This window comes from Novacetimonas hansenii, from assembly GCF_014843995.1.
Lineage (GTDB): Bacteria > Pseudomonadota > Alphaproteobacteria > Acetobacterales > Acetobacteraceae > Novacetimonas > Novacetimonas hansenii.
Window position 1 is genome coordinate 2,796,429 of the sequence record NZ_CP062147.1, and the last position, 17,033, is coordinate 2,813,461.

At 63.4% G+C, this 17,033-nt stretch carries 16 protein-coding genes; 7 read left to right on the top strand and 9 right to left on the bottom strand.

The window, feature by feature from the left end:
• Positions 1-169 precede the first annotated feature (169 nt).
• Positions 170-832: a dienelactone hydrolase family protein gene (locus tag IFJ82_RS12205; protein WP_192264766.1), complete on the top strand. Its 663-nt coding sequence runs from the start codon at positions 170-172 to the stop codon at positions 830-832.
• Between the two features lie 460 nt (positions 833-1,292).
• Here IFJ82_RS12205 and IFJ82_RS12210 read toward each other — a convergent pair whose 3' ends face one another.
• The gene (locus IFJ82_RS12210; protein ID WP_003618197.1) at positions 1,293-2,201 is read right to left on the bottom strand and encodes an S-methyl-5'-thioadenosine phosphorylase; all 909 of its coding nucleotides are present in this window, start codon (positions 2,199-2,201) and stop codon (positions 1,293-1,295) included.
• Positions 2,191-3,018, bottom strand: coding sequence for a cytochrome c1 (locus IFJ82_RS12215; protein WP_062808695.1), 828 nt, complete (start codon positions 3,016-3,018; stop codon positions 2,191-2,193). The genes IFJ82_RS12210 and IFJ82_RS12215 overlap by 11 nt, the downstream gene beginning before the upstream one ends.
• Positions 3,019-3,229: 211 nt before the next feature.
• Between IFJ82_RS12215 and hemF the strand changes: the two genes are divergently transcribed.
• Positions 3,230-4,141 (top strand): oxygen-dependent coproporphyrinogen oxidase, encoded by a 912-nt coding sequence (gene hemF, locus IFJ82_RS12220; protein WP_062808694.1) that lies wholly within the window; start codon positions 3,230-3,232, stop codon positions 4,139-4,141.
• Between the two features lie 146 nt (positions 4,142-4,287).
• Complete coding sequence (locus IFJ82_RS12225; protein ID WP_062808693.1) at positions 4,288-5,373, top strand: hypothetical protein; 1,086 nt, start codon at positions 4,288-4,290, stop codon at positions 5,371-5,373.
• A 313-nt stretch (positions 5,374-5,686) separates the two neighbouring features.
• On the opposite strand, the gene IFJ82_RS12230 is transcribed toward IFJ82_RS12225, so the two are convergent.
• The 5 genes from IFJ82_RS12230 to IFJ82_RS12250 all read right to left on the bottom strand — a co-directional run bounded on the left by IFJ82_RS12230 (position 5,687) and on the right by IFJ82_RS12250 (position 11,072).
• On the bottom strand, positions 5,687-6,283 hold the full coding sequence (locus IFJ82_RS12230; RefSeq protein ID WP_192264768.1) for a Smr/MutS family protein: 597 nt from the start codon (positions 6,281-6,283) through the stop codon (positions 5,687-5,689).
• Between the two features lie 228 nt (positions 6,284-6,511).
• Entirely contained in the window at positions 6,512-7,921 is a 1,410-nt protein-coding gene (locus tag IFJ82_RS12235; protein ID WP_192264770.1) for a cytochrome-c peroxidase, read from the bottom strand.
• Positions 7,922-8,029: 108 nt separating this feature from the next.
• Entirely contained in the window at positions 8,030-8,896 is an 867-nt protein-coding gene (locus tag IFJ82_RS12240) for a DNA-methyltransferase (RefSeq protein ID WP_003618186.1), read from the bottom strand.
• A gap of 210 nt (positions 8,897-9,106) precedes the next feature.
• A complete protein-coding gene (mltA, locus tag IFJ82_RS12245; protein WP_075624014.1) occupies positions 9,107-10,339 on the bottom strand; it encodes a murein transglycosylase A in 1,233 nt (410 codons plus the stop codon).
• A 49-nt stretch (positions 10,340-10,388) separates the two neighbouring features.
• Positions 10,389-11,072, bottom strand: a complete 684-nt coding sequence (locus IFJ82_RS12250; RefSeq protein ID WP_003618181.1) for a Tim44/TimA family putative adaptor protein — start codon at positions 11,070-11,072, stop codon at positions 10,389-10,391.
• Positions 11,073-11,297: 225 nt separating this feature from the next.
• Between IFJ82_RS12250 and secB the strand changes: the two genes are divergently transcribed.
• Positions 11,298-11,843 carry a protein-export chaperone SecB gene (gene secB / locus IFJ82_RS12255; protein ID WP_003618177.1) on the top strand — a complete coding sequence of 182 codons (546 nt, stop codon included), beginning with the start codon at positions 11,298-11,300 and terminating at the stop codon, positions 11,841-11,843.
• 206 nt (positions 11,844-12,049) lie between these two features.
• Here secB and IFJ82_RS12260 read toward each other — a convergent pair whose 3' ends face one another.
• Both IFJ82_RS12260 and hemC read right to left on the bottom strand, forming a co-directional pair.
• The gene (locus IFJ82_RS12260; protein WP_225578661.1) at positions 12,050-12,775 is read right to left on the bottom strand and encodes a uroporphyrinogen-III synthase; all 726 of its coding nucleotides are present in this window, start codon (positions 12,773-12,775) and stop codon (positions 12,050-12,052) included.
• Between the two features lie 37 nt (positions 12,776-12,812).
• The gene (gene hemC, locus IFJ82_RS12265; protein WP_192264774.1) at positions 12,813-13,889 is read right to left on the bottom strand and encodes a hydroxymethylbilane synthase; all 1,077 of its coding nucleotides are present in this window, start codon (positions 13,887-13,889) and stop codon (positions 12,813-12,815) included.
• Positions 13,890-13,960: 71 nt separating this feature from the next.
• Between hemC and tsaD the strand changes: the two genes are divergently transcribed.
• From tsaD to IFJ82_RS12280, 3 genes are all read left to right on the top strand, one after another.
• The gene (tsaD, locus tag IFJ82_RS12270) at positions 13,961-15,067 is read left to right on the top strand and encodes a tRNA (adenosine(37)-N6)-threonylcarbamoyltransferase complex transferase subunit TsaD (protein ID WP_192264775.1); all 1,107 of its coding nucleotides are present in this window, start codon (positions 13,961-13,963) and stop codon (positions 15,065-15,067) included.
• Between the two features lie 280 nt (positions 15,068-15,347).
• On the top strand, positions 15,348-16,331 hold the full coding sequence (locus IFJ82_RS12275; protein ID WP_175575080.1) for an NAD(P)H-dependent glycerol-3-phosphate dehydrogenase: 984 nt from the start codon (positions 15,348-15,350) through the stop codon (positions 16,329-16,331).
• Between the two features lie 192 nt (positions 16,332-16,523).
• Positions 16,524-17,009 carry a glutathione peroxidase gene (locus IFJ82_RS12280; RefSeq protein WP_003618167.1) on the top strand — a complete coding sequence of 162 codons (486 nt, stop codon included), beginning with the start codon at positions 16,524-16,526 and terminating at the stop codon, positions 17,007-17,009.
• Positions 17,010-17,033: the final 24 nt, after the last annotated feature.

Below are 17,033 nucleotides of genomic sequence, written 5' to 3' on the forward strand. Positions count from 1 at the left end.
GTCCCCTGCGCCACCGCGCCCCGGCCCGAGTCCCGGATACACCGCCATCACACCCCCGGCACTGCCGGTGTCAGGCAAAGGCATGGATGTGATATAGGTCCTGCATTCACCAACGGTCGCATGGGGCCGTTCCATCGCGCATGACCAATCAATTATGGGGGAGACATATATGGGATCGATCATCACCCTTACCGCCACGGACGGGCACACACTGTCCGCCTATCGCGCGGGGCGGCCAGATGCGGCGCGCGCCGTCGTCGTGGTGCAGGAGATCTTTGGCATTACCCCGTATATCCGCGCGGTCTGCGATGAACTGGCGACCAAAGGATATCAGGTCATCGCCCCTGCGATCTTCGATCGTGCGCAGCGCGACGCCATCCTGCCCTATTCCGCCGAGGGGATGAAGGAAGGGCTGGCGCTGCGGGCGCGGGTACCACTTGCGGGCACGCTGCTTGACCTTGCCGCCGCCGCCGATGTGCTGACAACGGAAAAGAAGGGCGTCATGGGGTTCTGCTGGGGCGGCACACTGGCATGGGAGGCGGCATGCCGCACCACCACATTCGCCGCGGCGGTGGGATGGTATGGAGGCGGTATCGCGGCGGAACGCGCACGGGTTCCAAACTGTCCCGTGCAACTGCATTTCGGGGCCGATGATGCCCATATCCCTGCCGGGGACATCGACGCCATCCGCGCAGCGCACGAAGATATCGAGATTTTTGTCTATGAAGGTGCGGACCACGGGTTCGGCTGCACCGACCGCAGCAGCTACAACGAAACGGCGGCCACGCTGGCGATGCAACGCACCCTCAGCTTCTTTGAACACTGGCTGTAGGCGCAATACCCTGCGGGGGGCATGCGACCGGGATGCCGCGACTGCGGCTTGGCAGCCCCCTTGATTTAAGGAAGTGGAAAAGATTTTTTGAGAGACTGTTTGAAAGTTATACTTGATAACCTACTGAAATTATAAATGTTTTTTGTGAAGCCTTTTCTAAAAAGCTTCAGAAGACGCCGCCTTTTTAAAAAAAGGCGGCACCCAAAAACTTTTCCTGTTTTTTTATCAATGATGTGTTTTCAGACAATCTCTTGAGTCGTTGCCTTGTTGTTAAGCAGGCGACGCCTTGCAAACAGACCGCCAGGAACTCCGGGACGGCTTTTTCAGGTGCTCTCCCGAAACTTCCTGTTGCCCGCCTTCCGGTTGCCCCTGTCGCAATACTCTGCCCACATCACGTCCAAGACGTCCAAAAGTCCCGTCCCCTGCGGCAATAGACCGCACGGGACGGGCAGGACCTGCCTCAGCCCCGTGCGAGCACGCGTCCCGCAACCGCATCAAGCTTTGCCAGCAGGGCGGGATCGCGACGGTCGGGTGCGGTGATGATGGCATGTTCCAGTGCACGGTCGCACCCGGCATGGCACGGGCCACGCGGCTTGCCCAACTGCGGGATGACCGCACGCACCAGCGCACGCGCCCGGCTGGAGTTTTCCTGCATCACCTTGACCACCGCATCGACGGTCACACTGTCATGGTCGTCATGCCAGCAGTCGTAATCCGTTACCATGGCAACGGTGGCGTAACAGATCTCCGCTTCACGGGCGAGCTTGGCTTCGGGCATGTTGGTCATGCCCACGACCGAGCATCCCCAGGACCGGTACAGGTTGCTTTCGGCACGGGTGGAAAACTGCGGCCCCTCCATCACCAGATATGTGCCACCGCGCGTGACATCCAGACCCAGCGCCCGGCATTGCCCCTCCAGCACGTCACCGATACGCGGACATAGCGGGTCGGCCATACCGACATGGGCAACGCAGCCTGTGTCGAAAAACGTCTTTTCACGCGCAAAAGAGCGGTCGATGAACTGGTCAATGACCACGAAATGCCCCGGCGGCAGCTCTTCCTTCAGTGACCCCACGGCGGACAGCGACACGATATCCGTCACCCCCGAACGCTTCAGCGCGTCGATATTGGCACGGTAATTCAGGCGCGTCGGCGGCAACGGGTGACCACGACCATGGCGCGGCAGGAACACGCAGCGCACGCCATCAAGCCTGCCGAACAGCAACTGGTCCGACGGCTTGCCCCACGGTGTTTCGACCGTACGCCATTCCTTGTCTTCAAGCCCTTCGATGTCATACAGGCCGGAGCCTCCGATCAGGCCGATGACAGGCTCGATCACATCAGACGGGTGGGCGGGTTCAGTGGACATCGGACCATATTCTCCGTTTCAGGCAAAAGGTAAGCACAAGCAGGACCAGCAGGAATACGACGACACGCACACCCGTGCGGTGACGTTCCTCCAGATGGGGACGGGCCGCCCATGTCAGAAAGGTGACGACATCATCGGCCTGCTGCGCCGTGGTGGGGGCCGTGCCGTCGGCATAGGTCACGCCGCCATCATGCAGGGGCGGCGGCATGGCGATCATGCCATTGGCGGCATAGGGGTTGTAAAAACTTCCGGCCGGGACCTGCATCCCGGCGGGGGGCGCCTGCCCATACCCCAGCAGCAACGCGCGGATGCGGCTGGCCCCACCGGGATAGACAACCTCCAGCCGTGACTGATCGGGGGGGCGGGCACCATGGTTGGCCGCCGCCGCAAGCGCGGGCGTGGCATAGGGCGAGCGCAGATGGTCATCGGCGGTCGCGGGGCGTGTCACCGGCTTGCCCGCCGCATCCCCCCCCGTGGGCACGCGGTGGGCATGGGCGATGCGGGCGACCTGCTCCTCCGTCAGGCCCATGCCGCCAAGATCGCCATAGGTCAGCGCCGTCATGCCGTGGCATGCGGAACAGACATGGTCATACACCGCATATCCACGCTGCACCGCCGCCATGTCGAAAGTGCCCAGCGGGCCGCTGAAGCTCCACGCATGGGAGGGGACAGGATTTGCGGACTGCGCATGTGCCTGACTGGCTGGCCCGATGGCTCCGGCGGCCCCGGCAGCAACAGACAGCAGGGAAAGACAGATCGCGGCACGCCGCATCGCGCGCGGCACGATGCGTGGCGGGAATGGCGCGGCACGTATCATCTGGCGTCAGGCTTCGTCACAGGCGGGAAAAGGCAGCATCTTGGTCCGGTCATATCCATGGCGGCACCGGGCAAGGCCCCGTGCGTGCATCCGGTGCCGAACATAGCCGCCATTGTTGCCTTTTCCTAGCGGCGGCACGACCTGTCTTGCAATCGAAAGGACAAACAGGCACCCATACCCAATCACGGACCAGACCTGAAGAATGATACAAATGACCAATGCCCGCCCGCCCCTTGCCCACGACGCCATGAAAGAGGCGGCCCGCACATGGTTCGAAAACCTGCGCGACCGTATCTGCGCCGCCTTTGAACAGATCGAGGATGACGCCGCCCGCGACAACGCCCCCACCCTGGGCGCGCGGACCGCACCGGGACGTTTCGAACGCACGTCATGGAACCGTGGCGCGAACGAGGATGGTTCCCCCGGTGGTGGTGGCGTCATCAGCCTGATGCGCGGGCGGGTGTTTGAAAAGGTGGGGGTCAATGTTTCCACCGTGTCGGGCACCTTCAGCCCCGAATTCCGCCACACCATTCCCGGCGCCGCCGAAGATCCGCGCTTCTTTGCGACCGGCATCAGCCTTGTTGCGCATATGTGCAGCCCGCTGGTCCCCGCCGCGCATTTCAACACCCGCATGATCGTCACCACCGAAGGGTGGTTCGGCGGCGGTGGCGACATCACGCCGATGTTCCCCAAAAGCGCCGAGGCCATTGCCGACGCCGCGCGTTTCCATGACGGGTTCCGCACGGCATGCGAACGCCATGACCCGGAATATTACCCGCGCTTTCGTGACTGGTGCGACAAATACTTCTACCTGCCCCATCGGGACGAGGCACGCGGGCTTGGCGGAATATTCTATGACCGCCTGCACAGTGGCGATGCCAATGCCGATTTCGCCTTTACCCGCGACGTGGGGCTTGGCTTCCTTGAAACCTATCCCGACATCGTGCGTGGCCGCATGATGGAACCCTGGACCCCCGATCAGCGTGAGGCACAGCTTGTCCGGCGCGGCCGTTATGTGGAGTTCAACCTGCTGCATGACCGCGGCACCCTGTTCGGCCTGAAAACCGGCGGGAATACCGAAGCCATCCTGATGAGCCTTCCCCCGGAGGTACGCTGGCCCTAAATTGGCCGCACGACTGCCGCAATCCGCGGCCAGCATCCCGGTTCCACCATCCCGACATGCGGAGTAGCCACAACTTGTCCCCAGCCCCCCCTGATGACCCATCCTCCCCATGCCCCGCCCGGCGCAGACCGCCGGGCGGGCATGTGATGCGGCGCCGGGATCTCCTGCTGGCGGCCCTGCCCCTTGGGGCGGCGGTGCTGGCGGGACGGGCGGGGGCTTCGGAACTCCCCCCCAAGCGCCTGCCGGTGCAGGCGCAATCCGTCACCAATCCCCAATTACTGATCGGGGGGGACAAGGGCAGCACGGCCGGACGGTGGGGGGGGCTTCTTGCCCCGGAACTCGAACGCGGTTTTGGTCATGGTCAGGTGATTTCAACGCGCATGACCGTGGGTCAGGACGGCGTCACGGCCGCCAACCTGTTCGATACCCAGACCACCCCCGACGGGACCACGGCGCTTGCGGTGCCAGGGGCGGCACTTGTCGCCGCATTATCGGGCGAGGCGCGCATCCATTTCGATTATTCGCGCTGGCTGCCCCTGTTCTTCAGCCTGCTGTCACCTGTGGTGATCGGGCATGCGCAGCTTCACCGCAACATCGAAAATTTCATGCGCGACCGCCCGGTGCGCATCGCGGTTTCCACCCTGACGGGCATTGAACTGCCGACCGTTCTGGGCATGACGATGTTCGGCCTGCGCCCCATTCCCGTGCCCGGCCTGGCCAGTGTGACAGACGCGATCGCAGCATTGCGTGACAACCAGGTCGATGTGATACAGATCCTCGACCCGCAGGGTTCTGCCGAAACACGCACGGCGATCGAGGCGCTGTCGCATGACGGTTATCCTGCGCTGTTTTCCCTGACCGACAGCGTCCCGCTGGAAATCGGGGGGCAGCGCGTGCCCTTCATGCATGACGTACTGCTGCGTGAAAACCATTCGGCGCTGTCATCACTGTTATATGGGGCATGGACGGCGCTGTCCGCGGCGGCGGCACTTGATATCGGGCTTGTCCTGCCAATGCTGACGCCCCCGACGCTGGTCGCGGAATGGCGCCATGCCTGCGACCTCGCCATCGACAGCACGGACATCCGCACAATGGCCAGCGGCACGGGACGCAAACTGCTTGATGCGACGGCCTGCACCGGCCCATTGCGGCAGATGGCGGGGGACGTGACCTCCATCATGGCGCTGCGCCGGTGGCTTTCGACCCACCTGCCAGACTGGCGGATGGGATAGAAACCATCCGCAGACATACAAATCCGGGCGACGTTCTTTAACGGACGGTTGAAGACGGGAGGTCCAGCAACCGACTGGAAGCCTAAAATTTTCTGGCCAAGCTTTTCCCGATACACTTTGCAAGGCGTCGTTTTTTGGCAGCAAGATACCGCCCCGGAATTTTTATTATTCCATAGGTTGTTCCCAAACAGTCTTCCCAAGGGGCGACAGAAGTTCATGCGTGTTGCCCTGCCTTTAAAACGACAGGATATTTTCGGCGCTTTTTAAAAAATTCCGCCAAAAACCCGCATCATTCCCACAATCGCGCCCTGCCCTAGGGACGTTGCTGTCGGCGCAGCAGGATGCGCACCGCCCCCTGATTGGCCGCATGTGGATGCACCACCGCAAGGATGAAACGCCGCAGGTCGGCCCGCCCCAGCCATAATGGCAGTTCGCGCCGCAGGATGCCGCCATTGGCGCCACTGCCTAACCCGGTAATGATTTCAACGCACCGTACGTTGTCAGCACGCGCCTGCAACAAGAAGGTATGCAGCCGATAGAACGCCGTCTGTGCGATCTGTCCATGCAGGTCCAGCCGCCGTTGCGGCCGCAACCGTCCACTGACCAGCCCACGCCAGCTTGTATCATCCAGACCGGGACGCCTGACCCCGATTTCAAGCATACGGTCATGATCCGCCCGGCCATGGGCGGGCCGATGATGCAGTTCAGGGGCATTAAGACGTCGTACGCCCTGCGCTGGCGTCGCGGACTCTGGCGCAGGCAAGCCTCCGTCCGGCGCGGATGGGGGCGATTGCGGTGTGCGTGACAGGACACGTGCCGAGGCACGGGCCGTGCGCAAGGGGGAGATATCGTGCGTAAAGGCCGCCCATAGCGCCTGCTCATCCTGATTGAGTATCCGACGCCGCTGCACCTTGACCTTCCTCCCGCGCCCGCTGATCCCGTTTCCCCGGCAGTTGATGACGCGTAACGAAACATCACCCTGTCGCCCGGCCGCCCGGTCTCTCTATCGCTCTGTCGCTCTGTCGCTCTGTCGCCTTCCCTTATCATGGCATACTGTCATACCGGCATCAAAAAACCCCGCCACATGATGCGGCGGGGTCCAAAAACACTGTGAACAATGCCCGCAAGGGCGTGTCTCTTATTGCCCCAGAGTCAGGGTCTGCCCCTGGTATTTGCCGGTCAGGGTATTGAGGAACGCAACGATATCGGTCACGTCCTGATCGGAAATATCATGGTCGGGCGTCTGGTAACGCGCCATTTCGCGCACCGCGCCATCAAGCGTCTTGATGCTGCCATCATGGAAATATGGTGCCGTCAGGGCCACATTGCGCAGGTTCGGCACCTTGAAACGTTCCATATCCTGCGGCTGGTGCGTCACGGTAAAGCGCCCCTTGTCCGCATCGGTCACGGCCCCGCCACGCGCGGCGAAGTAATCACCTTCCAGCCCCATGACCTCGAACGCCTGCCCACCCATGGACGCACCGGTATGACAGCCAGAGCAGCCAACAGTCTTGAACAGTTCGTAGCCATGCTTTTCCTGCGTATTCAGCGCAGTGTCATCCCCCTTCAGATACTGGTCAAAGCGGCTGTCGGGTGTCAGCAGTGTCTTTTCGAATTCAGCAATGGCAGCGGTAATCGTATCCTGGTTGATGTCCGCGCTGCCAAATGCGGTCTGGAAATCCGCAACATAAGTCGGATCGGCCCGCAGGCGATCGGCCACGGCACCCCAGTCATGTGATCCCATTTCCAACGGGTTCATCACAGGTCCGGCCGCCTGATCCGCCAACGTCGCGGCCCGCCCATTCCAGAACTGGCTCTGGTTCAATGCTGCATTGAACACCGTCGGATCATTGATCGGCCCCTTCTGGCCAAAGATGCCCGTCGCGGTCACAAGGCCATCCATGCCCGCATGTTGCAGGCTGTGGCAACTGGCGCAGTTCAGTTCGCCATTTTCCGACAGCTTCTTTTCAAAGAACAGCCGTTGCCCCAACGCCACCTTGTTCGCATCCACCGGCAGGGCGGCAGGCACAGGCTGCACCGGTTCGGCGGCAAAGCGCGCGGCAACCCCCGATGTCGCATAATGTTCGCGCCGTTCCTGCGCAATCCATGCCAGTACGGCATCACGCTGTTCGGTGGACATATGGGCATGCCAGTGCATCAGCAGGTAAAGCGAGGGCGGCATGCGGTTCTGGCGCACCACTTCCTCGATGCGGGCCATGGCTTCCTCACCTGGCACCTTGCCGGTCTGCAACGCCTCGATCACGGGTTCGACGCGGAAATGGCGCAGCCCCTGATCACGATCACGGTTCATCAACTGGTTGGCCACCGGCACCTTGAAATAGAACGGCAGTTCCACCTTGGCCGCATGGCAGTAATCACACCGTGCCTCGCGCAGGACATTCAGCGCCGTGGCCGAAACCGCATCGACATTGGCCCCGGCGGGCGCGGGCGCCGTTTCATGATCGAAATGGGTCAGATAGGCGACAGTACCACCATATGCGATGCCCCCGACGGCCACGATCCCCAGAATCGCCTTCCTTACCGACATGTCCCTTTATTCCCCCGTCTGTGTTCAGGCGTGTTCTGACGTATCGGTGGAGCATTTGTCAAAATAATCGTTTCAATGAAAACAAGTGAAAAAATCAATAACGGGGCATCACTCTCCCGCTCCGCTTTCCTTCAGGGCCGCGCGCACGCGTTCGCGCGCGATCTCGACATATCCGCTGTCGAGGTCGATCCCGATTCCCCGCGCCCCTTCACGCAGGGCGGCGACAATGGTGGTGCCGGTGCCCATGAACGGATCAAGCACGACCGCATCCGGCCGACCATGCAGGCGGATGCACATCTGCGGCAGGCTGACGGGGAACGTGCCGGGATGGTTATATTTCTGCGCCTTGCCCTGTACCGTTTCATACGGGACGAACCATGTATCCCCCCGACAGCGCCGGTCCTGCCGATGCCCGCGCCGCACAATGTTCGATTTGTCCATATACGGGACACCAACATCCAGCCGTTGCAGGTTCACATGCCCCGAACGGGTCAGGTGAAACAGGTGTTCGTGGTTACGGTGAAGATAGCGATGGCTGTTGACCGGCTTGAAATGGCCGAACGTCTCCGCCCCGATTGAAATCGACTTCACCCAGCTTATGTGGTTCTGCAACGCAAACAACGCGCGCAGCCGTACCATCAGTTCGAACGGCAGCCATGGTTGCGCCGAAGACCCGGCAATGTTGAGGAAGAACGACCCGTCGGGCTTCATCACGCGCCGGACCTGGCGCGAAATGGCCACCATCCAGTCAAGATAGCCCTGCTCGTCCAAGGTATCGTTATAGGTGCTGTAACGCAGGCCGATATTGTACGGCGGCGATGTCACCACGACATCGACACTGTCCGCAGGCATCCGGCGCAGGACCTTCAGGCAGTCGCCACGCACCAGTTGATGCGGCCCCTCGCGATAACGTACGGTACGGGGCGACACTGGCCCCTGCGGACCCGCCGCCGTGGTGGTGGACCGCCCGGCCATGGCTCTCTACCCCCTGGAGACTGTTTGAAAAGGCAACCGCAACATCCTGGAATCGTGAAAGTCCCTGTCGAAATCTTATTGCCGAAACCTTATTAGGATTTCAAACGACGCCGCTTTTCCAGGAAGGCAGCCAACAGGAACTTTTAGCGTTATTTATCAATAATCTGTTTCAGGTCATCCCGTGGCGTTCGCACACCAGGCAACCACCGTTCAGGACGCACCGTCCCCGGATGCGGCGTCCCTTACGGCCTCTTTTGCGGCCTTGCGGGGCAACAGCACGATCAGCTGACCGACGGAATGCTGGGCCGCGGCATCCTGCGCCGCCTCTGGCCCCCAGCCAAGATACAGGTCCACACGCCCCGTTCCCTTGACATCACGGCTCAGATCCTGCGCAAAGCCCAGCCGTTTCCACGTTTCCACATGTCCCGCGGCATTGACGGCCGTATTGATCCAAACCGGCGCGCCAAGCGGGATGGCATGGCGGTCCACCGCCAGGGAACGTCCCGGCGTCAGCGGCACGCCCAATGCGCCGGGCGTGCCGACATCAGTACTGTCGGAAGGCAGTTCGGTGAAGAAGACATAATTGGGGTTCGCCTCCATCACGCTGCGGGCCTGCGCGGGATGTGTCTCCAGCCAGTCGCGAATCGCCGTCAGGCTCACATGGCCTGCCTCAAGATATCCTTTTTGCACCATTACCTGGCCCAATGGGACATAAGGCTGCCCGTTATGGCCGTCGAAACTCAGGCGCACGACCTGTTCGTTGGGCAGGCGCACGCGACCCGCGCCCTGAACCTGCATGAAAAACAGGTCAACCGGATCTGCCACCCAGAGCAGTTCCAGCTTGTGATGTGCAAGCGCGCCGCCATCAATCTGCGCACGGGTGGCATAGGGCACGAATTTAGTCCCCTCCTTGCGGCCTGTGTGCATGTGGCCCTGCGCATCACGCGTGCGCTGCAGGTCGGGCGGACGGCGATAGACCGGGGTCTGGTAGATCCCGCCACGTTTCAGCGACCCACGGATTTCAGGTTCATAATACCCGGTGAACAGCGTTCCCTGCCGGTCAGGCGTCCCGATACGATAGGGCTGGAACCATGCCTGGAAGAAATCCCGCGCGGCGGCGGCATTGTCCGGCGCGACCCGGCGTGCGGCGTCACAGGCCGCAAGCCAGTCCCCCACGCGGGTCCCCGCCCCGCCCGCGCCATCGCCAAGGGCGCTTTCGGCGGGCAGGGAACCAAGCTTGTGGCATTCCGCCACAAAGACCGAAAGCGCCTGCGCCGTATCGTCGCTGTCCCAGCCCGCGACCTTTGAAAAGGAAATGGCCCGTGTCTTGGAAGGGTATCTGTCATCCGCATGCCGGGCCGCTGTCTGAGGCCCCACCTGCGGGGCAAGGTTATGGCACGCGCACAGCAGCAGTGCCGACGCAAGGACAGGTACACGCTTCATGATCACTCAGGCACAGTCTCAGGCTGATAGTTGGAAAAAGGGATCGGGATCAGGCGCTGCGGCTGGCGCCAAGACGCCATTGCGCGCCCGGGGTCGCCGCGCCAAGAATCCGTTCGAACGTCCACAGGTCCGAAAACTCGGTCACGGCGTCCACGCCCGATACGGGCTGTCCGTTCTGGTCCAGCGTGACGCTGACCTGATCGGACACGATGCGCACCTCGATCCGGGCATAAGGCACGCTGACATCGGGCGACAGTTCCGCATCAATGATCGCCATGTCCGTGATGTCACGGATTTCGCTGCGCATGGTTTCATGGGCCTGCTGGCGCGATACGATCGCAGCCTCGAACGCGGTGAAGGTGCTTTCGGTCAGGTGCTGGCGCAGGGTTTCGATATCCCCCACGGCATAGGCCTGCACGATCTGGCGAAAGGCGTCCTCCACCTGGCGGATGAAACCGTCGGGGGTAAAGCCCTGCTGGCGCGCGGCGATCGCGGACAGCACCTGTCCCACGCGGGTGTCAGGGGTCGGGATGTCATAGGTCGTCGCGGGGGCCACGGGTTCGGGCTTCCCCTCAATCACAGGGGCCGGTGTCGGCGTGGGCTGCATCGTACGCGCGGCGGGTTCGGCGCCGACACGCTTGCCCAGGATGCCCCGCAGGCGCAGCACCAGAAACACGGCGACCAGCCCCAGGAACACCAGGTCAAGGGGGAAATGCCCAAATAAAAAATCCATGCCGCCTGTCCATACCCGCGAGCGGGAGAACCCCGACCCGTTAAAAAATCCTTCGCCAAACATAGGCAACGCCCGCTGCCAAGACAATGCGACAGAGGCGTTTAATGCACATATCGCGGCAATTGCCTGACGCGGCGATACAGTTGGCGAACGCGCGGAGGCATGCTACCGGCTGGGAACACCCTATTTCCTCACCCTTTCCGTTTTCAGGGAATACACAGCCACATGACCGACAAGCCCTCCACCCTTCCGCAGGACACCAACGAACAGCCGGAGGGACAGTCCGCCCCCCAGATTTCGATGAGCATCAACCTGCAATACGTCAAGGATCTGTCGTTCGAGGTTCCGGGTGGCCCCATGATCTTTCAGCAGTTGCAGGCTGAAAACCCCAGCATGAACATCGAAATCGACGTGACGACCGCGCAGCTCCACCCCGAACAGCCGGTTTACGAAGTGTCGATGACCACCAAGATCATGGCCAAGCTGCCGCCGGTAGCCACCGCCGACGCACCTGCGGCCGAGCGTCCGGTCTTCGTGGGCGAACTGGTATATTGCGCGGTGACAACGGTGACGGGCGCACCTGAAAACATCCTGGAACAGATCCTGATGATCGAGGTGCCGCGCCTGATATTCCCGTTCGTGCGCAACATCCTGTGCGATGTCACGCGCGAAAGCGGCTTCCCGCCGGTCGTGCTGCAACCGATCGACTTTGTGGAACTGTGGCAGCGCAAGCGCAACTCTTCCTTCGCACAGGCCGCCGGCCACGCCTGACACCGGCATGCCCGGTCGGGACTGAAGGAAATCAAGGGCCCGGTGGCAATGTCCATCGGGCTTTTTTTTGACAGAGGCAGCCGATAAGACAGCCAGATATCTTATTATCTTCAATGTTTTACAAAGACTTATGGCACAGCCTGCCTGCGACGACAGGGGGCATCCATAAATTTTGGCTGTCCCAAAAAGCCTTCCCAAACAGCCTCTCAGGGCATGTCGGAAAAAGGCCCCACGGACAAAGGCCCGGCGCCAAGGCGGGACAGCATGCCAATACTGTCGGGGGTGGGGGCAACCTCCACCGATCGCCACAGCGCCGCATCAAGCACCCGCGCGGTACGTTCGGAAATGACGATGGCGCGCACATGCGCAAGCGCCAGACGCTGCGCGGGCGTCAATGCCGCCATGAATGCCTGCGCCGTGCGGGGGGAGAAGAACAGCACGGCCGCCGCCTGCCCCGCCATCAGCATCTCATGTCCCGGCCTGTCAAGCTGCCTGCGCCGTGTCACGCGATAGACCGTACGCCGCCGCACCCGAAAGCCCACGTCACGCAGGTCACGCGCAAGGTCCATGGCATATCCCTGCCCCACCGCAAGCAGGAGCGCCCCCGCCAATGGCATGATCTGGGCCGACAGCATCCGGCCCAGCCCCTGCGCCGTGCCTTCGGGCGCAATCCGCACATGGGCAAAACCGGCGGCACGCGCGCGACGGGCCGTCGCGGCACCGACGGCATAACAGGGAATGCCCACAAGGTCGGGCCGCGCGATGGCGGCCACCGCCTGGCTGCTGGTTACGACCACCGCCTGTGGCGGCGACGCGCCATATGACGCCAGCGGACAGGTGACGATATCCAGCATCGGGGCCGCGACCGGTCGCCAGCCCCGCGCGGCAAGTGTAGCAATGGTTTCCGCAAGGCCCGGGGGCGGCCGTGTCACCAGCACGCCCGCCCGCCCGCCCTGTGAGATACTGCCGTTATTCGGCAAAGATATCCGACGGGCTGTCGGCCCGCAGGCTGCGTCCCAGCGCATGGCCAAGGCGCGCGGCGTCGGACGGCGCGCCGCTGATGGAACGCTTGAGCAGGAAAGATCCATCTTCCCGCGCGACCAGTCCGGTCAGGTGCAGTTCGGGCGCGCCACCGGCCACCACCGGGATCAGGCGGGCATACCCACCAATGGGGGTGCGACACGACCCGTCAAGTTCAGCCAGCAGGGCACGTTCGGCGGTGGCGACGGCGCGGGCCTCGTAATCCTCGATCGCGGCGAGGAGTTCGCGCAGTTCGACATCACTTTCGCGCACCGTGACGCCCACGATCCCCTGCCCAGCGGCAGGCACCATGACCGTGGGGTCAAGGATGACGTCCGCACGATCCTCCATCCCCAGACGGCGCAATCCCGCCAGCGCCAGCAACGTCGCCTCGCACTGCCGGGCCGCCAGCTTGTCAAGGCGCGTCTGCACATTGCCACGCAGCAGGCCAAAGCGCAGGTCGGGGCGGACATGCAGCATCTGCGCCTGCCGCCGCACGGACGCACATCCCACCAACGCACCCGGCGCCAGGGCGGAATACGGGTCCATCGGGTCCGGCGTGGGACAATCAGGACCAAGGATCAGGACATCGCGCGCATCCTCGCGCCGCAGGGTGCAGGCCAGGACCAGCCCCGGCGGCAACGCCGTCTCCAGATCCTTGAGGCTGTGGACCGCGAAATCAATCCGCCCGTCCAGCAACGCTTCGTGGATTTCCTTGGCAAACAGGCCCTTGCCACCGATTTCCGCCAGCTTGCGGTTCAGCACCTGGTCACCCGTGGTGCTGATCTGGTGTTCCTGGAACGCGCCCATGTCACGCAGGACCGGACAGAAACGCGTCAGCACCGTCAGGAAGGCGCGCGTCTGCACAAGCGCGAGCGGGGACGCACGCGTTCCCACCTTCAGCGGCAGTTGCCGCCGGTGCGGTTCGGCGCGGAGAGTGTCCTTTCGCTGTCGTGCAGCGGCCTCGGCCGCGACTTTCTGCAACGCGGACGATGGAACAGGGGCGGAAGACTTTGCGAAATCCATATCGCGTGTCTATTACCCCCTCACGATAAAGGAAAGATGACATTCGCCCCAAACGGACTGTATTTTGCACGATGAGCCTGCGCCCCGTACCCGCACCCGACCTGCCATCACCCGTGCTGGGGATTGAATCTTCCTGTGATGACACGGCCTGCGCCATCGTATCGGCCGACGGTCGCGTCATGGCAGAGGCGACATTAACGCAATCCGGACATGTGCCATTCGGCGGGGTCGTGCCCGAAATCGCGGCGCGCGCGCACCTGGGCGCGCTGCCTGCGCTGGTGCGCGGGGTGCTGCACGATGCGGGGATGCAGCCGGGAGATGTCGGCGCGGTCGCCGCAAGCTGTGGCCCCGGCCTGATCGGGGGGCTGATCGTGGGCGCCAACTTCGCCAAGGGCCTCGCCCTCGCGCTGGGGCGGCCATTCATCGCCGTCAACCATATCGAGGCCCACGCCCTTACGGCCCGCCTGCCGGGGATCACGCCCGGTGGCGCGCCGTTCCCCTTCCTCCTGCTGCTGGTATCCGGCGGGCATTGCCAGTGCATCGCGGTGGAGGGTGTAGGCCATTACCGCAGGCTTGGCGGCACGATCGACGATGCGGCGGGCGAGGCGTTTGACAAGGTGGCGAAGATGCTCGGCCTTGGCTGGCCCGGCGGCCCGGCGGTCGAGGCCCTGGCACAACAGGGTGATCCATCCGCCTTTGCCCTGCCGCGCCCGTTGATGGGACGGGCGGGATGCGATTTTTCATTTTCCGGCCTGAAGACAGCAGTGGCGCAGAAACTTGCCCCCTATGACCGCGCGGCATTACCGCATGAGGTGGCAGCGGGCCTCGCGGCGAGTTTCCAGCATGCGGTCAGCGATATCGTGGCCGACCGAATCGGGCATGCGCTGGACATGATGCCTGACGCGCGCGGGCTGGTGGCGGCGGGCGGGGTGGCGGCCAACACCGTCCTGCGCGCGCGCCTGACCACCATCGCGCAGGCACGGGGCCTGCCGTTCACCGCCCCGCCGCTGCGGTTATGCACGGATAACGCGGTCATGGTGGCATGGGCCGCGATCGAGACCATGCGCACGGCCACAGCAGGCGGCATGCCCATTCCCGATGACATCGCCCTGCGCCCGCGCCCGCGCTGGCCCCTGTCGGACATGGCGGCGCGTTTCGCACCTGCGGCGGCGGTCTGATTGCACGACACGCCGCCCCGGTGCCCACGTGCCCCAATGCCCCAGTGCCCCAGTGCCCCAGTGCCCCGATCATCGCGGGCATCATGGCGCCCCATAAGATGACGGGCGCCATAACCCGCATCGCCTGATCCCCCACATCGCCCGACCTCTTCGCCGGGGCTTGCCTTCCGTGCATGCTGTCGCGTGCCTGCCTGTCCCCCTGTATCCTTCCCCTTGCACGGGCCGCCCGTTCAGGCGCATGCCAGATGGCAGGCACCAGTGACAGGCAGGAGAGAAGCGGATGGACATGAACAGCGCGCATATCGCCGTCATCGGCGCGGGGGCATGGGGCATCGCCCTTGCGATACAGGCGGCACGGGCCGGGGCGCATGTGCATCTGTGGGCGCGCCAGCCCGAAACATTGTCGCCACGACGCACCCTGCCGCGCCTGCCTGACGCCGTGCTGCCCGAACGCATCACCCTGTCGGCGGACATGCCGACACATGCCGATGCGATCCTCCTTGCCGTGCCGACGCAACATCTGCGCGCGGTCTGCACGCGCGTGCCCCCGATCGCGCCGATGATCGCATGTTGCAAGGGCGTCGAGCTTTCGACCGACATGCTGCCATGTGCAATCATGGCCCAGATCCACCCCACGGTCGCACATGGCGTACTGTCCGGCCCGAATTTTGCCCATGAAATCGCCCATGGCCTGCCCGCTGCCGCCGTCCTGGCCTGCGCCAGTGCAACACAGGCCCGCACGCTTGCCGACCTGCTGACGACCCCATCCTTCCGCCTGTATGCCAGCAACGATCCCACCGGGGTGCAGGTTGGTGGCGCCGCCAAGAACGTCATCGCCATCGCGGCGGGCGCGACGATCGGCGCGGGCCTTGGCGAAAATGCACGCGCCGCCCTGATTACCCGCAGCCTCGCCGAACTTGGCCGCCTGTCGCATGCGCTGGGTGGACAGGCGGAAACCCTGTCGGGGCTGGCGGGAATCGGCGACCTTCTCCTGACCTGCACGGGGGCGGCATCACGCAATTACACGCTTGGGCTGGCACTGGGGCGGGGGGAAACGCTGGAACAGGCCCTGGCACAGGGGGGTGGAGTCGTGGAAGGCGTGACCACGGCGCCCGCACTGCTTGACCTTGCGCGGGGGCGGGGCGTGTCCGTCCCGGTCATCGAAACCGTGGCCCTTGTCCTATCAGGGGCGATCGACCTGCATGCCGCGCGCACCCGGCTGATGAACCGCCCGGTGGGGCAGGAGTTCGGCATCCCCACATGACGCCCCGGCAGGCTGCCGCGCGCGATCTGCCGCGCGCGATGCGTGACAATATCAGTGGCAATGTTACCGGGGTTTTACACAAAACCCCCGCCCTTGACGCGGTGGGGGTCTTGACTGCACCGGGCGAATATTCGCCTATCCCCCAAGACCGCTGGCGACACCGCCACCCTATCCCAAGCCCGAGCAATTCCCATGACCTGTGCGTATGACTTCACGTTACCCGCCCTGAGCGGAGAGCCGATCGACCTTTCCTCCCTGCGCGGCAAGCCGATCCTGATTGTCAACACGGCATCCAAATGCGGCTTTACCCCCCAATACGAGGGATTGCAGGGATTGTGGACGACATGGCGCAGCCATGACCTGACGGTGCTGGGTGTGCCGTCCAATGATTTCGGCGCACAGGAACCCGGCAACGCGCAGGAAATCGGCGCATTTTGCGAACGCAATTATCACGTTACCTTTCCGCTTGCGGCGAAATGCCATGTACGCGGCCCACAGGCGACCCCGCTGTTCCGCTGGCTGGCGCAGCAGGGCGGGTTCCTGGCGCGGCCACGGTGGAATTTCTATAAATACCTGATTGGCCGCGATGGCACGCTGGTCAACTGGTTCATGTCCATTACCCCCCCCGAATCCCGTCGTGTACGCATGGCGGTCGAACGCGCGGTCATGGACCACTGATGCCACCATCGCACGCGACCATCG

Excerpts from the sequence above, each read along its gene's own strand:
- mltA (WP_075624014.1), bottom strand. The coding sequence starts at position 10,339 with ATGAAGCGTGTACCTGTCCTTGCGTCGGCACTGCTGCTGTGCGCGTGC.
- IFJ82_RS12240 (WP_003618186.1), bottom strand. The coding sequence starts at position 8,896 with ATGGCCGGGCGGTCCACCACCACGGCGGCGGGTCCGCAGGGGCCAGTG.
- secB (WP_003618177.1), top strand. The coding sequence starts at position 11,298 with ATGACCGACAAGCCCTCCACCCTTCCGCAGGACACCAACGAACAGCCG.
- IFJ82_RS12235 (WP_192264770.1), bottom strand. The coding sequence starts at position 7,921 with ATGTCGGTAAGGAAGGCGATTCTGGGGATCGTGGCCGTCGGGGGCATC.
- IFJ82_RS12280 (WP_003618167.1), top strand. The coding sequence starts at position 16,524 with ATGACCTGTGCGTATGACTTCACGTTACCCGCCCTGAGCGGAGAGCCG.
- hemC (WP_192264774.1), bottom strand. The coding sequence starts at position 13,889 with ATGGATTTCGCAAAGTCTTCCGCCCCTGTTCCATCGTCCGCGTTGCAG.
- tsaD (WP_192264775.1), top strand. The coding sequence starts at position 13,961 with ATGAGCCTGCGCCCCGTACCCGCACCCGACCTGCCATCACCCGTGCTG.
- IFJ82_RS12215 (WP_062808695.1), bottom strand. The coding sequence starts at position 3,018 with ATGATACGTGCCGCGCCATTCCCGCCACGCATCGTGCCGCGCGCGATG.
- IFJ82_RS12210 (WP_003618197.1), bottom strand. The coding sequence starts at position 2,201 with ATGTCCACTGAACCCGCCCACCCGTCTGATGTGATCGAGCCTGTCATC.
- IFJ82_RS12225 (WP_062808693.1), top strand. The coding sequence starts at position 4,288 with ATGCGGCGCCGGGATCTCCTGCTGGCGGCCCTGCCCCTTGGGGCGGCG.
- IFJ82_RS12250 (WP_003618181.1), bottom strand. The coding sequence starts at position 11,072 with ATGGATTTTTTATTTGGGCATTTCCCCCTTGACCTGGTGTTCCTGGGG.
- IFJ82_RS12205 (WP_192264766.1), top strand. The coding sequence starts at position 170 with ATGGGATCGATCATCACCCTTACCGCCACGGACGGGCACACACTGTCC.
- hemF (WP_062808694.1), top strand. The coding sequence starts at position 3,230 with ATGACCAATGCCCGCCCGCCCCTTGCCCACGACGCCATGAAAGAGGCG.
- IFJ82_RS12275 (WP_175575080.1), top strand. The coding sequence starts at position 15,348 with ATGGACATGAACAGCGCGCATATCGCCGTCATCGGCGCGGGGGCATGG.